Consider the following 18,097-nt stretch of genomic DNA (forward strand, 5'->3'; position numbering starts at 1 on the left):
TTCTTTCATACTCATTACTTACTCCATCAATTCTTTCATTTCATACGAAGCGGCCAGGGTCGAAAGGCGGGCAATCACCGAGTACACAGCTTCTTTTATTTTATGATCGCAATCTTGTTTAACATCTGAAAGGCAAAGTTTCTGATAAATCATACCTTGTGAATTAAGGTTTGCCTGGGTGCCTTTGAGAGGATTTGTTCTCATAAAGCCCCCTGAACTTCTGCCGTTTACCAGATAAATAGTCACTTCGGCCGGAGCGTCGTCATATTTAACGACGGTTTCCACACCTTCCTGGATCAGAACTGATGTGAACTTGAGGTTGTTCTTACCAACGTCCATTTTGTTACGGCCCTTGCGGTTCATTGAACGAATCTCTTCGCCGCTTGAAACCACTGAGATCCCCATGCCGTAGGTTCCTTGTGAGGCCTTGGCAAATACTGAAGAACCAGGTGGAAGTGTCGCCAGAAGCTTATCTACTTCATTTCCAAGCTCATCCAAACCTTCCTTGGTGTTGAAATCAATATTTTCAACGTAAGAGAAGTGGGCCTGGATAAGATCAGGATTAATGCCGAAGTGATTGGCGAATTTATTCGCAGTCTCACGGTAATGCTTAAAGTGGTGGATCTTTTGACGCTTGAACCATCCCACATAAGGAGATGGGAGCACAGGAGTCTTGATAGATTTCCAATCAACTTCAAGCGGAACCGATTGATCGTTATTTAAAACCACCGCTTCAAAATCAAATTTCACACCTGGAGTGTAAGAGATGAATTGACCGTCTTGCACTTGAGCACGGTGAATTTCAATCTTATGGCCCGAGAAAGATTCTAGAACCGCAACGTCCCCGCCAACTTCAGCAAAGAGGTTGGCGTCCGGAGAAAAGAGCGTCACATTCGCATCTGACATTTCAATCGTCGATTTCAATTTATAAAGGTGATCCAGATAATACTTATTTTTGGTATGAGATTCCGGAAGAATTCCCACGCGGTTTAAGTTTGGTTTAATTTGATCAAATCTTTCACGGAAGTGATCAGCGCAGAAAAGAAGATCTTTACTACAAAGGTTGTTGAAACCGGCCGGATACATATTGTGATCCACGGGAGCAAACTTTGTTTTACTTTCTCTCACATCAACACTTGAAGTAAGGGGCTGGGGGAGAGCGGCCTGGGCCTTATCAATCCATTCATTGATGGCATTCAGGTTATGGCAGAAGAACTGTTCTAGCTCTGCCTTCGTGTTCACTTTAAACGACATAGGACTTCCATTTTTCTGTAAGATGTTGAATATGATCTGTAGGCGAGAGACTAATCACCTCAGGGAATTCCAGTACCTCTGGGAATAACCCTCTTAGCTGTTGTTTCAAAGATATTTCTTTATCCTCGAGGGATTTTTTTACATTATTCAGCGATTCATCACTCGGAGACCAGCCTCTAAGCTCCTGCTCTAGGCATTTATTAAGCACGAGATAATGATCCTGATGGATAAATTCACTCGCATGGGACTTCATTTCTACTGCTTCCTGGGCCTTTCCTTGCTCTACTGAGGTCACTAAAAACCAGTTACATTCAGTTCGTGACTTCAATTTATCCTGGAGAGCGAGTCCTTTCATGAATGCTTCACGGGACTGATAAATAATGTGAATGGCCTGGATGAAATCATCAATGAATTCTGCTCCAGTGACGTTTTGAAGATAACCCAAAAGTTTTCTCACACCACTGGAAACAATTTTATTGATGAGACCAAAACCAAAAACTTTTTTACCGGCCGAAGCGGTCTTCTGTGAAAGATAACTAAAAATCTCCACAAAGTTCTGATTAAAGAAAGAACGGATTTTACCTACACCTTCCAAAAAGTCCAGAAAGTGTGCACCCGGTGGTGTATCTAAAACCACTACATCATACTTTCCGGTCTCAAACTGCATCTGCACTTCTACCAAAGATAAAATCTCATTCATTCCGCCATAAGGGCGCGAGAGAATTTTAACAATGCGGTTATTAGCGAGATCAGGAGTGTTGTATTTACTCGCCATTCGCTGAATGGTTTTTTCCGGCGACATGAGAAGGGCATCAAGCTTTAGGCCTTGAAGTTCAACGGGAGTTACGTCGCCAACGTGTTCGCCTTTAAGACCCAGTAGATCTTTTAAGCGCTTCGCCGGATCAATAGTGATCAGGAGAACTCGTTTTCCCATTTGAGAAAGATTGAGGGCGCGTGAGGTCGCTAGAGTTGTCTTACCAACTCCTCCTGTACCACAAAAAATCTCGAACGATTTGATTTCGAGGCCCACATTCAATCCTTTGAAAGCCCCTCTATTCTATATGAGTTTTGAGAGAGACCCAACTAAATCCGACTCGATGGATTTAGTGTCATTTCCGAGTGAATGAGGAAGGATGCATTGCATATCCGCTTGATGCTCTTCAACCAAGCGTTTTTCGTTTAAGGCCTTTTCGCGAAGCCCTTGCGGCACTTCTTCAAATTTTCCTTCGAGAAGAGGATAAAGGCAGTTATTCACAGTGATGTCTACTTCCACTGGTGTTCTTTCCCGAAGACCAGATCGAAGTTCCTGTGCTTCTTGCCAAGACATGAGGCTTGGCAAACTCACCACATGAATTTTCGTATAGCTCGGATCATTCAAGCGGCCAAGCATTTTAGTGGCGTCATCAAAGACAATTCCACTCTCAAAGATTTGTTTAAAGTTTGTGGTTGATTCCACCATGGTAAGAGCGTGGCCCGAGGCGGGTGCATCCAATACAACAATGAGACGAGGATTTTCTTTTCCCATCTCGAGAATTTTTCCGAGGTAAATCAGGTAACTAAAACCTGGAACCATGTTGATCAGCGCGCGGAAAAACGGAGTTTTTACAATCCATGAACCGATCATTTTAGAATTGAGTCTGCGTTCAATATAACCGCGTGCACTTTCTTCAAGATCGAGAGCAATTTCTTTAACACCCTCATGCATGCGTTCAGAGGAACCGGCCGAGGTTTCACCCATCGCTTGATTTTTAAATGTTAAGTAGACTGCTTCGTGATCGTGTTCGGTAAGATATTTGACGAAAGTTCTAGCGAGGGTTGTTTTTCCCACGCCGCCTTTCCCAGTAAAGATATAAAGACGACGTGGTTGTTGTTCCATCAGAAGAGGTACATCCCGGTGATGAGCATTTTAAAGTAGTAACCTTTCAGATCCGATTGATTGTCCTGTTGTACTTTGAATGGCCAGTGCATTTGTCCCAAAACACCCACAACGTAGTGTTCATTGAGGCGAAGATCCACACCCGCACCAAAGTTAGCTCCAAAAGTGACTTTCTGATCAGACCATTTTGCCTTGCCTTGATCGTTCACACGTTTTGCTCTTGGGGCATAAAAACCCAGACCGCCCAAAAAGTAGGGAGAAAGATTGTCGTATTCAACGAAGCGACCTTTGATTGATCCAGCAAGACCCATCACTTTCATTCTCTCATTATCATTTTTGTGCTCAGACATATGAGCGTTCACCAGTAAATCGAATGAATAACTGGCGGCATATGAATAGAACAGGTCTGCGGTGATTTTGTCATCGCCGTACTTGCCATAATTCCCCATTAGGAAAGTTTGACCCAATCCAATGCCGAGTCCGTGCTGACGCAGTTGCCTTGGAGCACCGGCGTGGTGAGCGGCCGCTTTTTCTTCCGCTTCACGTTCTAGAACCACATTAGATTTTTTGATCTCGGGCTCAGAAGAAAGTTCCTGTGAAGTGTTCGGCGTTTTAATTTTTGGGGTAAATGCTTTCGGCTCAGAGGCCTGGGCAAGAGAAAGGGAAGGGCTTAAAAAACACATGGCCGCAAAAGCGGCCATGAGCATTACAGAATTTTTTTTACTCATGAACCAATATTAGTTCAGAGTAGCAGAATTTTCCATAGAAGAGTTAAGACCAGCTACGAAAGCAGGCTTGAAATCTTCAGCAACAACAGCTGCTGGCATATCGAAAGTAAGGTTTAGCTTACCTTCTAGGGCACCGATATAACCAGTTAGAGTGCCTTCTTCAGAACGGATAACACGCTTAAGAAGTTCAGTGTTACCTGGCTTAAGAGATTTACGCTCTTGATCGAAAAGAAGTTGGATCTGAGTCATATAAGTGATGTCGTTTTTAGACTTATTGTCGATAACTTGGATTTCGTGACCTTCGCGGATGATCTGAGCGATCTCTTCGAGAGTTACATAGCAGCTTTGGAAAGTGTCGTAGAGCTTGCGGTTCTGGTAACGCTTGATGATACGTACGTCTTTCATGTTGTTCCCCTAATTTGTGGTTATACCCTTTTAAATCATTTTAAAGGTACTTACGTTAATAGTTTTTATTGGCAAAAAGAAACAGCGCACTCAAAGAAATCTGTTTTTGCGCGCTATCGCTCCGTAGTTTCGGGTGGGTTTTACTAATACCGCACTTGGCTGTCAACCCAGATGGTCATAAAAAATCCTAAAGATGAAAAAAAATGGTCCCATGGGGAAATTTTTTCCCAATCACATTAAGCTTATTCTTTAAAAATCATGGGCTTAGGTAATTAAAATGGGCCTAGATTTGTTACGCGTCAAAAAAATCAATTCCTAAAAAAGCAGCTGTGGAAGCCGATAAAAGTCATAGAGGGGAACCATTGAAGGTCCCCTTCTTCAACAGCTGGAAGTTTTATGAAATTTGTCTCAGCCCTTGCCCCAGTTCTCCTCGTAAGCTCGCTCTTGGTAGGTTGTGCTCATGTAACTGAACACAAGGCCCCTCAGCTTTCCGATTTTTCCCCAGAACAAATCGAACAAATGAATAGGGACGCTCTGGCGATCGCTTCGAAACGATTAGAAGAGATGGTGATTCAGGCCAAGGCCAGTCAATCAGGCGTAAATTATTTAGCAACGGACCTGTTTTTGAAGGCGAATATGTCACTTTTAGAAGGGGACTACTCAACGGCGTCGGTGCTGTTTAAGCACGTGGTTGCCCTGGTTCCCAATGATGATTTCCTTCAGAAAAAATATGCGATTAGCTTGATCCGCACAGGTGACCTTCAAGAGGCCCAGGTGGTTTTAGAGCGCCTCTATCAGAAAACAAAAGAAGAAAAAGTAGGACTTATTCTGGCCGGAGTTTATACCGGCGTGGATCAGGAAGAGCATGCTCGCAGAATCTACCGCGACCTGCTTTCGATTAATCCTAAGAATGAAGATGCCTGTGTCTTTTTAAGTAAATCCCTGGCAGTTTCTAAGGAAACCACTAAGGCGCTGAATCAGCTCAAAAGCTGTGCTGATAAAGATAAAAAGAACGGAATGTATGATTACTATGCGGGGAAAATTTACCTCGATATGGGTGAAGTTCAAAAGGCAGTAGGGGCCTTTACTAAAGCACACGAACGCCAACCAACTCTTGGCACGGCCGTAAGCGCTCTAGGTATTTTATTGGAAGAGCGTGAGCAGCACGATTCGGCCATTAAATTATATGAGAAGTATTTAAAGTCTCAGCCAAAAGACTCGGCGATTTTGACTCGAATGGTTCAGGCCTTATTCCTGAAGGAAAGATTTGCAGAAGTCATTCCTTATGCTGAGAGATTGAGTGATATCGAGCCGGAAAATCTGAACTTAAAAGTTAAACTCGGCATCCTTTATACGGACGCTAAGAAGTATCCGGAAGCGATTTCAGTTTTTAAAGATTTGTTAGTGGCGGCTCCGCAGTCAGACAAAATTCTTTATTATCTGGGTGCCATTCATCAAGAGATGAGTCAGTACCATGAGTCGATTGAATACTTTAATCAAATCCCATCTTCGAGCGGTCTTTATACAGATAGTTCAGTTCAGATGGCCAATATGCTTTCGACTCTTGCCCAGGCCGAGCATCACGATAAAGGCGAGACAAAATGGAAAGAGGCCTTCCTTAAACACGTGAACACTAAGATCGAAGAGTTCAAAGACATGCGTGTTGAATTCAGCGTGATTAAATCGGGCTATTTTGAAGGTGTCGCCAACTATAAGGATGCGATGGAGACCATGATGGTCGTGCAGGACGAGAAGAGTTTCTCTACTCAGCACAAATACTATCTGGCGAACCTCTATGAGAAAGAAAAGAAGTTTGATGCTTCGACTGCTCTCATCATGAGCATCATTGAAAAAGAACCAAAAAACGCCCATGCCTGGAACTTCCTTGGCTACTCACTTCTCGTGCGTGGCGAACAAATGGAAAAGGCCTTTGAGTATATCCAGACTGCTCTGAAAATCAGTCCGGATGACGGTTATATCCGTGACTCTCTTGGCTGGTATTACTTCAAGCAAGGTAACATTAAAAAGGCCCTGGCCGAGTTGGAAGTTGCCCAGAAAAAAGTGCCTGATGATGTGGAAATTTTAAAACACCTGGCCGAAGTGCATAAGGAATTAAAAGATTACTCGCGTGCAAAAACTTTCTTAGAGTCAGCATTAAAGCACGTGCGCTATCAGCAAGATCGTAAAGAGATCATGACGGCGATGGAAGAGCTGGATACAAGCCGTCTTCCTGCTTCGGGTAAGCTCGATTAAACTTGCGTTTCAATGAAATAGATTTCAATATGGGTCATGTTCATTAAACACATGGCCCTTTTATTTTTCCTGACCTCATGCGCTTTATTCAAGAGCGCTCCTTCGCTTAAATCAGAAAATAAAATGAAGCTTCTCGATGCCGTCAGACTCACAGGTGAAGGTCGTGGACGATTAACTTTAGGTGCTAGTCAGTACGTTTTTAGTTTTGAAAGTTTGATGAAAGAAAACACTGATTGGTTGTTGGCCGTTTCCATTCCACTTCATGGCGAAGAAGTCATGATTTTACCTGAGCTAAAACAAAAAAATATGCCGGACTCGGAACTTGAGTCCTTTGAGGCCCGCATTGATCGAGAGTTCGATAGATTAAAATTAGATAAGATTTTGACCTCGGAAGAGTTCTTAAAAGAGTTCCGTTCATTAGTTCGTTTTAATCTGGCCAAAGCTTGGGGACAAAAGCCTGATTGTGCAGAGCAGGGCGATGATCTTATTTGCGAATTGGATGGGGAAAAATTTCTTGTGAAGGTTTCAGAGAAGGACATCAACATCATAAAGCTTCTCGGAAAGGGACGAAGCCTTGTTTTGAATGCTCAAAATCTTACGAATTCTATCTTTGATCGCACCGACATTCGACTTTATTCCAGTGAGTCTCATTCACAGAAAAAAGAATCTTCACTTTCACTCGAACTATTCTGGCAAAACTAATTCTCTGAGTGTTTTGGTATCAAATTGCACCTATTGTCAAAAGTGTATTGTTTTTATAGTGATTACTTAACTAATGGCATACAATATTCCATATTTTAAAATAGGAGCATTATGAAGAGATTGGTCCCGTTGTTGAGTTTGATGCTGTTGCTTGCTCTAAGTTGTAGCAAGCAAGACAATTTCGATGAAAGGGAAATCAATCTCGTCTCTCCAGAAAAAATCGCGGGCTTCGATCCGATTCATGCTTCTGATCAATATTCAGGAAATGAAGCTGGTAAAGTTTACGAAGGTCTGTTCGAATTCCATCCACTAAAGCGCCCATACGAATTAATGCCAAACCTTGCAGAAAGTCTTCCGACTGTAAGCCCGGATGGTTTGACTTACACTTTTAAATTAAGAAAGGGCGTTCTGTTCCACGATAGCCCTGTTTTCAAAGATGGCATTGGCCGTGAATTGAAATCTGATGACGTGATCTACTCACTTAAGCGTCTTGCCGATCCAAAACTGATGGCAAAAGGCTGGTGGTTGTTTGATGAGCGTATTGTTGGGTTGAACGAGTGGAGAACAAAGTACTCGGCGTTAGATGCAACAGTTTACGAAGAAGAAATCGAAGGTCTTAAAAAAATCGACGACTATACTTTCTCAGTAAAATTAAAAGCTCCTTATCCTCAGTTCCTTTATGCTCTAGCGATGCCTTATTCATTCATCGTGGCCAAGGAAGCTGTTGATCAGTACGGGAAAGAGTTCTTGAACCACCCAGTGGGAACAGGACCATTTATTCTTCCTAAATTCGATCAGTCGAACATGATTGTTTATAACCGTAACCCAAAGTTTCGTGATAAGTTTTATCCAACTGAAGGTGAAGAGGGCGATGACAAACTAGGTCTTCTGGCCGATGCAGGTAAGAAGCTTCCACTCGTTGATCGTATTAACGTTCATATTATCGTTGAGTCTCAGCCAAAATGGTTGTCTTTCCAAAAAGCGAAAGATGATGTGATTGAGCTTAAAGACAACAACATTGACCAGGCCATTTCAAAAGAAAAAGAACTTCGTTCTGAGCACAAAGAAAAAGGCATTCGTCTAATTCTTAAGCCGCAACTTGATGTGACTTTCTTTGCCTTTAACCACGAAGATAAAACATTCCAGAATCGTAAGCTTCGTCAGGCCATGAACATGGCCTACAATCGCGCTGAGGCCAATAAGCTTTTCTACGAGAACACGGCGATTGAAGCTCAAAGCGTGATCCCACCAGGAATGGGTGGATACCGTAAAGAATTCAAAAATCCATACGTGAAATATGACGTGGAAGGGGCCAAGAAGCTTCTCGCTGAAGCAGGTTTCCCGGGTGGTAAAGGTCTTCCTGAAATCACCATCCAAACTCGTAACGAAACAATTGCTCGTCAGCAAATTGAGTTCTTCGCAAAATGTATGGATAAAATTGGGATCAAGATCAATGTGGGCATGAACACATGGCCAGAACTTGTGAACAAAGTAACTAAAAAACAACACCAGATGTACACTATGGCGTGGGGTGCAGACTATCCGGACGCTGAAAACTTCCTGGGTCTTCTATACTGTCCAAACCAATCTCCAGGTTCAAACGGTGCTAACTACTGTAACCCAGAGTTTGATGCTCTTTATAAGCAAGCAACTGTAATGCAAGATTCTCCAGAGAGAACTGCGCTTTATGAAAAGCTAAACGAGATGGCGGCCATTGATGCTCCATGGGTATTCGGTTTTAACCGTACTCGTATGTATCTTGTACAAGCTTGGCTCAAAAACTTTAAATTTATGGAATTCAACCATACACAATTCCAATACCTGAACGTTGACCTTGAAGTGAAAAAAGAACTTAGTAAGAAGTTTTAGTAGGAAAAATGATTAAGTACATTATTCGAAGATTGCTCAACCTCATCCCAGTACTGCTCGGGGTGAGCTTTATTATCTTTGTGCTCTTTAACCTGGTATCAGGGGACCCAACTGCGGTTCTTCTAGGTAAGAACGCAACTGCCAAGCAAATGGCAGAACTCAGAGAACAACTGGGCCTTAACAAGCCATTGTTCGATCAGTACCTGGACGTTGTGAAGTCTGCTTTCACATTTGATTTCGGTCGATCATGGGCCACTAAGCAAGAGATCACTTATATGATCAAGCAAGGTGCTTACCCATCAATGGTTCTGACTGTTCCAGCATTTATCATCGCGACCATTTTCTCGCTCATTATTTCGTTAGTGGTTGCTTTCTATCGCGGTAAGGGGATCGACCTTTTTGTTCGTATCCTTTGTATCGCTGGTGTGAGTGTTTCGGCCCTGGCCTACATCCTAGGATTCCAATACCTCTTCGCTTACAAGTTAGGTTGGTTTGAAATCTCTGGATTTGAATATGGCTTCCCGGATTTTGTTCCTTATATCGCACTTCCTGCGATTATCTGGATTCTTCTAAGCTTAGGACCTGATGTTCGTTTCTTCCGTACCATCATGTTGGATGAGATTTATCAGGACTATGTTCGTACTGCTCGTGCTAAAGGTCTTGGCGAAATTGTGATCCTGCTTAAACACGTTTTAAGAAACGCACTGATTCCGATCATTACTTATGTGGTGATTCAGATTCCGTCGTTGATTTTGGGTGCGCTTCTTCTGGAAAACTTCTTCAGTATTCCGGGTCTAGGTGGAATTACCCTGAACGCTCTTAACTCTTCGGACTTCCCGGTGATTAAGGCGATGGCGATTCTTTCGAGCGTTTTATACATTGTCATGAGTTTAGTAACAGATATTTTATATACCCTGGCTGACCCTAGAGTTAAGTTGAAGTAGAGAATTATGAAAGAGAATTCATTGTGGAAAGATGCTTTTAAGCGACTCATTAAAGATAAATGGGCCTTTGGTTCATTGATCATCGTCGCTATTTATTCAATTGTGGCGATTCTTGCTGCTACCGGTTTACTGGCCGCGGATTGGGCGAAAGAAGTTGGTGCTTCGAATCTTCCTCCAAGTGCTGAGCACTGGTTTGGTACAGATATCTTCGGTCGAGATGTATTGGCGAAAGTTCTTCACGGTACACAGATTGCAATGTCAGTGGGGCTTGCGACTTCACTTATCGCGATTCCAATCGGTGTGATCCTGGGTGCCCTTGCTGGTTACTTCGGTGGCTGGATTGATGACGTGATCACTTGGCTTTATACAACTTTTTCTTCGATTCCAAATATCATGCTTTTGATTTCTATCACGATGATTCTTGGAAAGGGACTCTTCGCCGTTTACATCGCTCTCGGTGCAACAAGCTGGGTGACCCTTTGCCGACTTATCCGTGGTGAAGTAATGAAGCACAAAGAAAGAGAATATGTTCAAGCAGCAGGTGCGATTGGTGGCGGACATTTTCGTAAACTGTTCATCCACATTCTTCCAAACGTAACACACATTGTGATCATCAATACGTCGCTTCAGTTCCAGTTCGCGATTAAATCAGAAGTGATCCTGTCTTATCTTGGTCTTGGTGTTCAAGGTGAGCCTAGCTGGGGAACAATGATTGATGACGCTAAACTTGAACTCGCGCGCGGAGTATGGTGGCAGCTTGCTGGTGCGACTACCGCCATGTTCATCGTTGTATTAGCATTTAACTTACTAGGGGACGCTCTACGTGACGCCCTTGATCCAAAGCTAAAAGGAAAATAGCAATGACAACTTCACCACTTCTTTCAGTAAGAAATCTCGTGGTTGATTTTCACACCAGTGAGGGTGTGACTCGAGCAGTGAATAACATCTCATTTGATATCCCGGCCGGTAAAACCATCGGTATCGTAGGTGAATCTGGTTCAGGTAAGTCGGTTACGTCACTTGCGGTGATGGGACTTCTACAAAAGCCTGCGGCCAAAATTCCTCAAGGGGAAATTCTTTTTAACGGTCAGGACCTTCTGAAGTTTAACGACGCTCAGATGCGTGATATCCGCGGAAATCAGATCTCAATGATTTTCCAGGAACCAATGACAAGCTTAAACCCGGTTTTCAAAGTAGGGGATCAGATTGCGGAAACAATCCGTATTCACCGTCACGTTTCTAAGAAAGAAGCGTGGGACCGTGCGGTTGATTTGATGAACCAAGTAGGGATTCCTAATCCTTCTGCTTCAGCTCATAAATACCCGCATGAAATGTCAGGTGGCCAAAAGCAACGTGTGATGATTGCCATGGCCATTGCTTGTGAACCAAAACTTCTTATCTGCGATGAGCCGACAACTGCACTAGACGTAACAATTCAGAAGCAGGTGTTGGACCTTCTTCACGGTCTTCAGCAGAAGCATCACATGAGTATGATGTTCATCACTCACGATCTAGGTGTGATTGGCGATATTGCTGATGACGTAGTGGTGATGTATCGCTCGAATGTGGTTGAGAAAAATAACGCCAAAGAAATTTTCTATACAGCGAAGCATCCTTATACAAAGGGTCTTCTAGCTTGTCGTCCGAAGCTTGGAGCTAATCCTCGTCGTCTTCTGACAGTGAGTGACTTCATGGATGATAACGGAGTTGAGAAACACGTTTCAGCTGAGAGAGTTCAAGTTTTTGAAAAAGAAGATGAACCAAACAGATCTGATGAAATCCTTCTTGAGGTAAAAAATCTTGTGACTCAATTCCCAATTAAAGGGGGAATCTTCGGTCGCACGGTTGATCATTTTAAAGCGGTGAATGACGTGAGTTTCACTCTTAAGAAGGGTCAAACCCTTGGTCTCGTAGGAGAGTCTGGCTGCGGTAAAACAACGCTTGGTCGTACGATCCTTCGCTTGATTGAGCCAGCATCAGGTAACATCATCTATAACGGAAAAGACATCACTCAAGTGGGAGCTGAAGAGCTTCGTCTTCTTCGTCGTAAAATGCAGATCATTTTCCAGGATCCATATTCATCTCTTAACCCTCGTATGACGGTTGCTGAGATTCTTACTGAGCCATTAAACATTCACAATATTGGAAGTGGTCGTCAGGAACGTCTGGATATGGCGAAGCAGTTATTTGAGAAAGTTGGTCTTAAGGCCGCTCAACTTACTCGTTACCCGCATGAGTTCTCTGGTGGTCAAAGACAACGTATTTGTATTGCCCGTGCTCTTATGCTTCGTCCTGAGTTTGTGATTTGTGATGAATCAGTTTCAGCTCTCGATGTATCAGTTCAAGCTCAAGTTCTAAACCTTCTTCTTGATCTTCAAGAAGAGTTTGGTCTTACATATGTGTTTATTTCGCATGATCTTGGTGTGGTGAACTTTATCGCCGACGAAGTAGGTGTGATGAATAAAGGTAAGATCATCGAGATGGATAAAGCGAGCCAGATCTATAAGAACCCGAAAGAAGAGTACACAAGAGCTCTCCTTTCAGCGATTCCAAAAGGTGAAGGTAAGGCTAACCTCGCGGCGCTGGTTTAAGCGCCGAGTAGATCTTTAAGAACAAGAGACTCAAACTAAATCCCCAATAAACATTCAGGTTCCAGTCCCAAGCTAGGACCTGAGTGTTTAAAAACACTCCGCCCATTCCACAAATATAAGCTCCTACAACACTTGCTGGCGAGAGTTGGTAGTGGAACTGTTTCTTAAAAATAACTTTCGATGTGAAGAGGGCAAGAAGAGTTCCGCCGGTCCACGATTGGGCCTTAAGACCTAAATACAGAAGACCTTCACTCTTAGATGCGATAATGGCAATCGTGAGAATTCCAACACCCCAGATAATAGAATCAATAATGCCGTAATAGCTCATTTTCTTTTTATCGCGGTTCGGGAAAATATCGTTATAAGAGGTCGCACAAAGAGCGTTGATGGTTGAATCGAGTACACTCATGGTTGCAGCCAGAACGCCCGCCACCATCACACCCCGAAGACCAAGTGGGAAGTAGTTCACGATGAAGTGAGGGAAGAGATAGTCAGCACCTGCCACATTTGGCATCGGATGAGTCTGATAATAGGCCCAGAGAAGTGAACCAACACTTAAAAACAGAAGTCCCACTGAGATCGACACGAAAGATGAGAAGAAGATCGCATATTGACCGTGACGAAGTTTCTTATTGGCCGTTATTCGTTGAGCGAAGTCTTGGTCCACTCCGTGAGTCGACATATCAAATAAGAAACCGCCAGCGAGACCAATTAAGAACGGCCACGGATTCTCAAAATTTAAGAATGAAGTTTTACCTGCCGCCTGAGCAAGAGACATCATGTCGCCCCAACTTTGATTCGCCGTTTGTGGAATTAGCATATGAGCAAGTACACCACCAATCACAAAGAGTGACATTTGAAGCATATCAGTTCGCACGACCGCTTTAAGACCGCCAATTTGAATATAGATAAGTGTGAGGAGAGTCACGGCCGTGAGACCTATGTAGATGTTAACGTTGAAGAACGTTGCCACCATAATGGACCCAGAGAAGAGACGCACGCCGACTGAAACAACTTTACTGAGCGAATAGAAAATCGCCACGGTTCGTTGTCCAGATGGAAGACCCGTGTGCTTCGCCATGACTTCATAGATGGTGAGACCCTTATCATAGACCTGTGGCAGAAACACGACTGCAATTACAAATCGCGCGGCGATCGCACCCATGTAAATTTGGATGAAGGTATAGTCACCTTTGAAGGCCACGGCCGGAATTCCAATAAAGGTCAGGGCCGAAACTTCAGTGGCGATGATGGAACAAATCGATTCCAAAAAGGTTAGGGACCTATTGGCCATGTACTTTTCCTGAGCGATTGCCTCAGGTGTTTTAAGCTCACTTTCATGCATGTCATCCCGGGATTTAATCGCAATCCAGAACACCACAACGATGTAACCAATAATGAATACCCAATCAATTATTTGAAAATTCATAGATGTACCTCAATAGAACGAGTGTACCGAAAGGGAACCAATTCCGTCCACTTTCACTCGAAAAGTTTTCTAAAAGAAGCTTCAACTGACCTGCTCAATCTTCCGATAGGTCCTTAGAAGTACTAGGATTTTATGACACAAGATGCGACCTCTACATTCAAACTTCCGGTGAAGGATTTAGCAAAGAAAGTTATTTGCGATGGTCACCTTTTTCTCAGCAGTGGTGGGAGAAAATTCTATTTGATGAAGCCCGGTGTGTTTGTTGATCCAAGCTTTGTAAAAAAACATGCGCCTCATAATGCGACCTTTGATTTTGAATCAGTTGTTCATGATGAAGTAAAAGAAAAATTCAAAACGCTTTTCCGTGAGCTTCGTTATCTGCAGTTTGAAAAAGACCTGCGCTTAAAGTGTTTTGAAATTGTTGCTTACTTTTATCGAACATATTCAAGTGATGAGCATTTCTTGTCTTTCGCTCTCGCTTGTCATGAAGAATTCTGTCAGATCTCAGTGGAAGATCAGTTGAGAATGCACGAAACCGACATGCATTTTTTTCGGAAGTCTATTTACTCAGCTGCATTCGCAATCATCGTGGGCATGACAAATGATTTCTATCATTTTTTGATGCTGAAAGATTTTTATAACCTCACCATGGCGCTGGATATTGGCCTGTGTGATACGAGTTATAGTTGGTATGTGTCCCAGGCCTGCAACGAAGAAAATCGTCAGCCAGGAACAGGGAAAAAATATTTAGAAAATGAAAAAGCAACTGAGCAGGAGATTCAAGTCTTCTTGAAGCATCCTGAGCGTGGACACGAGTTTTTAAAGACTCATGCCTTATTGGCCCATCCTGAGCTGGCGGAAGTCGCACTTTATCAGCATGAACTTTCTGATGGTAAGGGTTTTCCAAGAGGTGTGGCAAAAGGTCAGGTCTCAAGTTGGGAGGCCGTTGTGATTTTTGCCGACTCATTAGTTGATATTCGCAGTGAGTATTCGTTTGAGACAGAAGTGATTAAGTATCTTCTGAATTTTCAAAACCAGAAGTTAAGAGATCTTCCCGTGGGAAGAGTTTATAAAAAGATGTGTATGGCCTTTGATTATCTGAACTCGATGAAGGAGACAGGGACTTAATGGAAAAAGAGTTAAAACCTCTCGCCATTTTGAATCTGACCGGAGCATTGACTCCGGAGTTAGCTCATTATTTCCAATCGAGAAATATCAGGGTCTTTGATCCGCTTGAGACCTCGGAAGAAGCAGATTGGACCCACATTATCACAAAAGACATTCATGACTTTTCATTAATTGGAACGACCTATGATGTGGTGGAGAAAGATCGCCATATTATTTCGCTTTCAAAAGTTAATGACATTCAAAATTTCACCATCAATTACGGTAACCTTGTTTTGGATGATGTCTGGTTTCAGGGACAAATGGGTCCATTTATTCTGGATAAATACTTCCAGGGTTATGGCGGAATCACACTAGGTGATAACTATCCTTCTTTCCAGGAACTTGGTTCATTTCAGGTGGCCAATCCATTCAATACCGGTGAGTACCTGGATCGTATGGTTCAGAAGGCTTTTGAGAGTGGGATTGAGGCCCTAACGGTCAAAACTTATTTCGATCACTTAGTGATGTATCTTGCTGGTCTAAAAAAGAAAGGCAAAGTAGGACTTCCATTCGAAGTGACTTATGGTGCATATGAAGATGTGTTTGCCGTTCAAATGCATTTTTTCTCTGAGCCAATTGATCTTTTGGATGTTTCAACCAGTCTTTCGCAAAATATTACCAAGAAAGCAGAAGAATACTTTTTAAATATTTCTGTTCAATCAGCGGACTTCTTTGATTTCTCTTACATGGCAGACGTGAATAAAGTGATCGTAACTGCTTTGTGGACAAAAGATGAGAGAATCAAATTTGAGAACCGTGGACTTATGTTCTCGGCCCTTGTTCCAGGAAGAATGATTACTCAGTATCAGATGGAAGGTCAGACTTCTATTCTGGTTCAAGGTAATAGCACTATTCCTGATTTGACCGAGAAAGTGATCATTCCTGATAATCTTCCACCTGAAGTAATAGAAAAGAGTGTTGTTAAAGGACTGGCCGATGCCAAGGAAGAGAAAACAGTGGTTAGTGGTCTTCCAGGAGAGGCAGAAGCGGCCCAACTTGTAAAAGGCACAGTGGATCCACTTGATACATCCGTGGAAATCTTCACAGAAGATGAAACGCGAGATGAACCTTCACTTGTAAAAGGTCTAAGCGAACTTGAGCAATTGATTAACACTGTGAAGGGCAAGTTCGAAGAAGAAAAAGATGATGTTCGGATTGCCGGCGACAAACTTGATGTTGATAAGACTGCCTGGAGAATTGCCGCCACGGTTGATGAGAGTACCAAAGAGAACAATCTGAAAGTGCGTATTCTGGGAGACAAACTTCCAGAGCATATTAAGACTGGTCTTTTTGATTTTGCAAAAGGCATTGATAAACAAGTTGAAGATCTGGATAACCATGATTTGGATCGTTTCCAACTTGAACGTCTTCCTGACATTATTAAAGCAGGACTCCTCCAGCAGCGTGCCCTTTCAAATGAGAAGCAGGCGGTGCTTGGAATCTCACCACAGGCCATGAAGGTAGTGGAAACAAAACTCATGGCCTCTCAGGCAGAGAATGAAAAACTCAGAACTCAGATTAAACATATGGCCTCAGAAGTGCGTATCTTAAAAGACACACGAAATAAGATGGCCGAAGTTCAGATGAAGGCCGCCCAGGCCGCTGCTCTTGAAGCATCAACGATGCAGATGAGTGACGAAGACGATGAGTTACGTAAGCAGTTCCAACAAAAATTGGCCGAGCAGAAGGAACTGAATGACCAGGAACTAAAAAAACTTTCTGGACTACTTGAGCGTGAAACAAAACTTATTGCCGACGTTAAGATGGAAGAGATGAAGGCGAAGAAACTTCAAATTGAGGCCCTTCAAAAAGAGACCTTCTTTGGTGCGGAGATTGAAAAAGCGCAAAAGCAAATTAAGGCGAAAGATACCATTATTATGAAGACTAAAGAGTCTTTCTTAAAGTTGGTAGAAAAGAAAGATAAAGAGTTGCTCGATCTTAGAAGTAAAAATGATCAGATGACCAAGGCCCTTGCCACTGGTCCGAGCCAGAACCAATCTATCATGATTAAAGAGTTAGAACGTCAAAACCAAAACCTTGCTAAACAGCTTGATGTTTATAAGGTGAAAGTTTCAAGTCTTGCCACCAATATGAGTTCTACCAAGGACGATGGTCATTCTAAGGAAGAGGTCCGGAAGCTTCATATGGTTAATAATCAATTGAAGAATCAAGCTGAGGCCGCGAAGAAGGAGCTCTTGAAGGTCCAGGAGAAGATGATTCAGGACACGAGTCAGATCGCGAGTTTAAAGCAAGACAAGACGAGATTAGAAGGACTTCTTAAAAAGGCCGCGATGGAAACGGTAAAAGAGCCTACTCCTTCTGTTGTTCCTGGCCCTCAGCCAGATCAGGAATTAAAACGTCTTCAGGCGCAAACGCAGATTATGGAGACGCAAAATAAAGAAGCTCAGAAAAAGATTGCTGAGTTAGAGGCCAAATTAGTTGAGGCCCTGAAGCCGCAGAAGAATAATGGCGGGGTAGATGAGGCCTCTAAGGTGAAGATTGCCCAAATGGAAGCATCGGTTAAAAAACTTACTATGGATCTTGTTGAGACCAAGAACCAGCTGGCCGACATGAAAAAAGAAACCAATAAGTTACGCCAGGAAAAGACCGCCCTTCAGAACCAGGCGGATAAGATGAAGAAGGAAGCCGAGAAGGCCAAAACTGCTGCTCCTCCTAAGAAAAAAGCCTCTTAATTTTTTTTATCAAAATTCTTGCCAAATTCTTTTCATTCCTCCATAATCTGGTTCTCTGTCACATACCTAGATGCCCAGTTGGTGGAATTGGTAGACACGTTAGGCTTAGAACCTAATGCGCGAGCGTGGGGGTTCGAGTCCCTCACTGGGCACCAAGTTTTTGCGAAAGCAGCAACTAAAACACGT

Annotated in this window: 14 protein-coding genes and 1 tRNA gene; 9 read left to right on the forward strand and 6 right to left on the reverse strand. The window is 43.0% G+C overall.

The genetic code is table 11. From position 1 onward, the window contains the following. Window positions 1–18: 18 nt before the first annotated feature. The 5 genes from ACJVC5_RS08135 to ACJVC5_RS08155 are packed head-to-tail and all read right to left on the reverse strand — an operon-like array spanning window position 19 to window position 4,263. Window positions 19–1,254, reverse strand: coding sequence for a glutamate--cysteine ligase (locus ACJVC5_RS08135; RefSeq protein WP_408098874.1), 1,236 nt, complete (start codon window positions 1,252–1,254; stop codon window positions 19–21). After that, window positions 1,244–2,284, reverse strand: a complete 1,041-nt coding sequence (locus ACJVC5_RS08140; RefSeq protein ID WP_408098875.1) for an ArsA family ATPase — start codon at window positions 2,282–2,284, stop codon at window positions 1,244–1,246. Before ACJVC5_RS08140 ends, ACJVC5_RS08135 begins: the two co-directional genes overlap by 11 nt. A 27-nt stretch (window positions 2,285–2,311) precedes the next feature. Further along, window positions 2,312–3,130, reverse strand: coding sequence for an ArsA-related P-loop ATPase (locus ACJVC5_RS08145; protein ID WP_408098876.1), 819 nt, complete (start codon window positions 3,128–3,130; stop codon window positions 2,312–2,314). Then, window positions 3,130–3,858: an outer membrane beta-barrel protein gene (locus tag ACJVC5_RS08150; RefSeq protein WP_408098877.1), complete on the reverse strand. Its 729-nt coding sequence runs from the start codon at window positions 3,856–3,858 to the stop codon at window positions 3,130–3,132. Before ACJVC5_RS08150 ends, ACJVC5_RS08145 begins: the two co-directional genes overlap by 1 nt. A 9-nt stretch (window positions 3,859–3,867) precedes the next feature. After that, window positions 3,868–4,263, reverse strand: a complete 396-nt coding sequence (locus tag ACJVC5_RS08155; protein ID WP_408098878.1) for a polyhydroxyalkanoate synthesis regulator DNA-binding domain-containing protein — start codon at window positions 4,261–4,263, stop codon at window positions 3,868–3,870. A gap of 396 nt (window positions 4,264–4,659) precedes the next feature. Here ACJVC5_RS08155 and ACJVC5_RS08160 point away from each other — a divergent pair, with 396 nt between their 5' ends. The 6 genes from ACJVC5_RS08160 to ACJVC5_RS08185 all read left to right on the forward strand — a co-directional run bounded on the left by ACJVC5_RS08160 (window position 4,660) and on the right by ACJVC5_RS08185 (window position 12,622). Continuing rightward, complete coding sequence (locus tag ACJVC5_RS08160; RefSeq protein WP_408098879.1) at window positions 4,660–6,516, forward strand: tetratricopeptide repeat protein; 1,857 nt, start codon at window positions 4,660–4,662, stop codon at window positions 6,514–6,516. Between the two features lie 36 nt (window positions 6,517–6,552). Beyond that, window positions 6,553–7,218, forward strand: a complete 666-nt coding sequence (locus ACJVC5_RS08165) for a hypothetical protein (RefSeq protein ID WP_408098880.1) — start codon at window positions 6,553–6,555, stop codon at window positions 7,216–7,218. Between the two features lie 111 nt (window positions 7,219–7,329). Beyond that, window positions 7,330–9,087: an ABC transporter substrate-binding protein gene (locus ACJVC5_RS08170; protein ID WP_408098881.1), complete on the forward strand. Its 1,758-nt coding sequence runs from the start codon at window positions 7,330–7,332 to the stop codon at window positions 9,085–9,087. An 8-nt stretch (window positions 9,088–9,095) separates the two neighbouring features. Beyond that, complete coding sequence (locus ACJVC5_RS08175) at window positions 9,096–10,031, forward strand: ABC transporter permease (protein ID WP_408098882.1); 936 nt, start codon at window positions 9,096–9,098, stop codon at window positions 10,029–10,031. Between the two features lie 6 nt (window positions 10,032–10,037). Then, the gene (locus ACJVC5_RS08180; RefSeq protein WP_408098883.1) at window positions 10,038–10,889 is read left to right on the forward strand and encodes an ABC transporter permease; all 852 of its coding nucleotides are present in this window, start codon (window positions 10,038–10,040) and stop codon (window positions 10,887–10,889) included. Between the two features lie 2 nt (window positions 10,890–10,891). Next, window positions 10,892–12,622 (forward strand): ABC transporter ATP-binding protein, encoded by a 1,731-nt coding sequence (locus tag ACJVC5_RS08185; protein WP_408098884.1) that lies wholly within the window; start codon window positions 10,892–10,894, stop codon window positions 12,620–12,622. Here the strand turns inward: ACJVC5_RS08185 and ACJVC5_RS08190 are convergent. Then, entirely contained in the window at window positions 12,600–14,051 is a 1,452-nt protein-coding gene (locus ACJVC5_RS08190; RefSeq protein ID WP_408098885.1) for a sodium:solute symporter family transporter, read from the reverse strand. The genes ACJVC5_RS08185 and ACJVC5_RS08190 overlap by 23 nt on opposite strands. A gap of 132 nt (window positions 14,052–14,183) precedes the next feature. On the opposite strand from ACJVC5_RS08190, the gene ACJVC5_RS08195 reads away from it, so the two are divergent. The 3 genes from ACJVC5_RS08195 (at window position 14,184) to ACJVC5_RS08205 (ending at window position 18,066) form a co-directional block, all read left to right on the forward strand. After that, window positions 14,184–15,179, forward strand: a complete 996-nt coding sequence (locus ACJVC5_RS08195) for an HD domain-containing phosphohydrolase (protein WP_408098886.1) — start codon at window positions 14,184–14,186, stop codon at window positions 15,177–15,179. After that, window positions 15,179–17,911 carry a hypothetical protein gene (locus tag ACJVC5_RS08200; RefSeq protein WP_408098887.1) on the forward strand — a complete coding sequence of 911 codons (2,733 nt, stop codon included), beginning with the start codon at window positions 15,179–15,181 and terminating at the stop codon, window positions 17,909–17,911. The genes ACJVC5_RS08195 and ACJVC5_RS08200 overlap by 1 nt, the downstream gene beginning before the upstream one ends. A 72-nt stretch (window positions 17,912–17,983) precedes the next feature. After that, window positions 17,984–18,066: transfer RNA gene (locus ACJVC5_RS08205), tRNA-Leu, on the forward strand. Window positions 18,067–18,097: the final 31 nt, after the last annotated feature.

Origin of the sequence: Peredibacter sp. HCB2-198 (assembly GCF_045999315.1) — a bacterium.
In the GTDB taxonomy this organism is placed as follows: domain Bacteria; phylum Bdellovibrionota; class Bacteriovoracia; order Bacteriovoracales; family Bacteriovoracaceae; genus Peredibacter.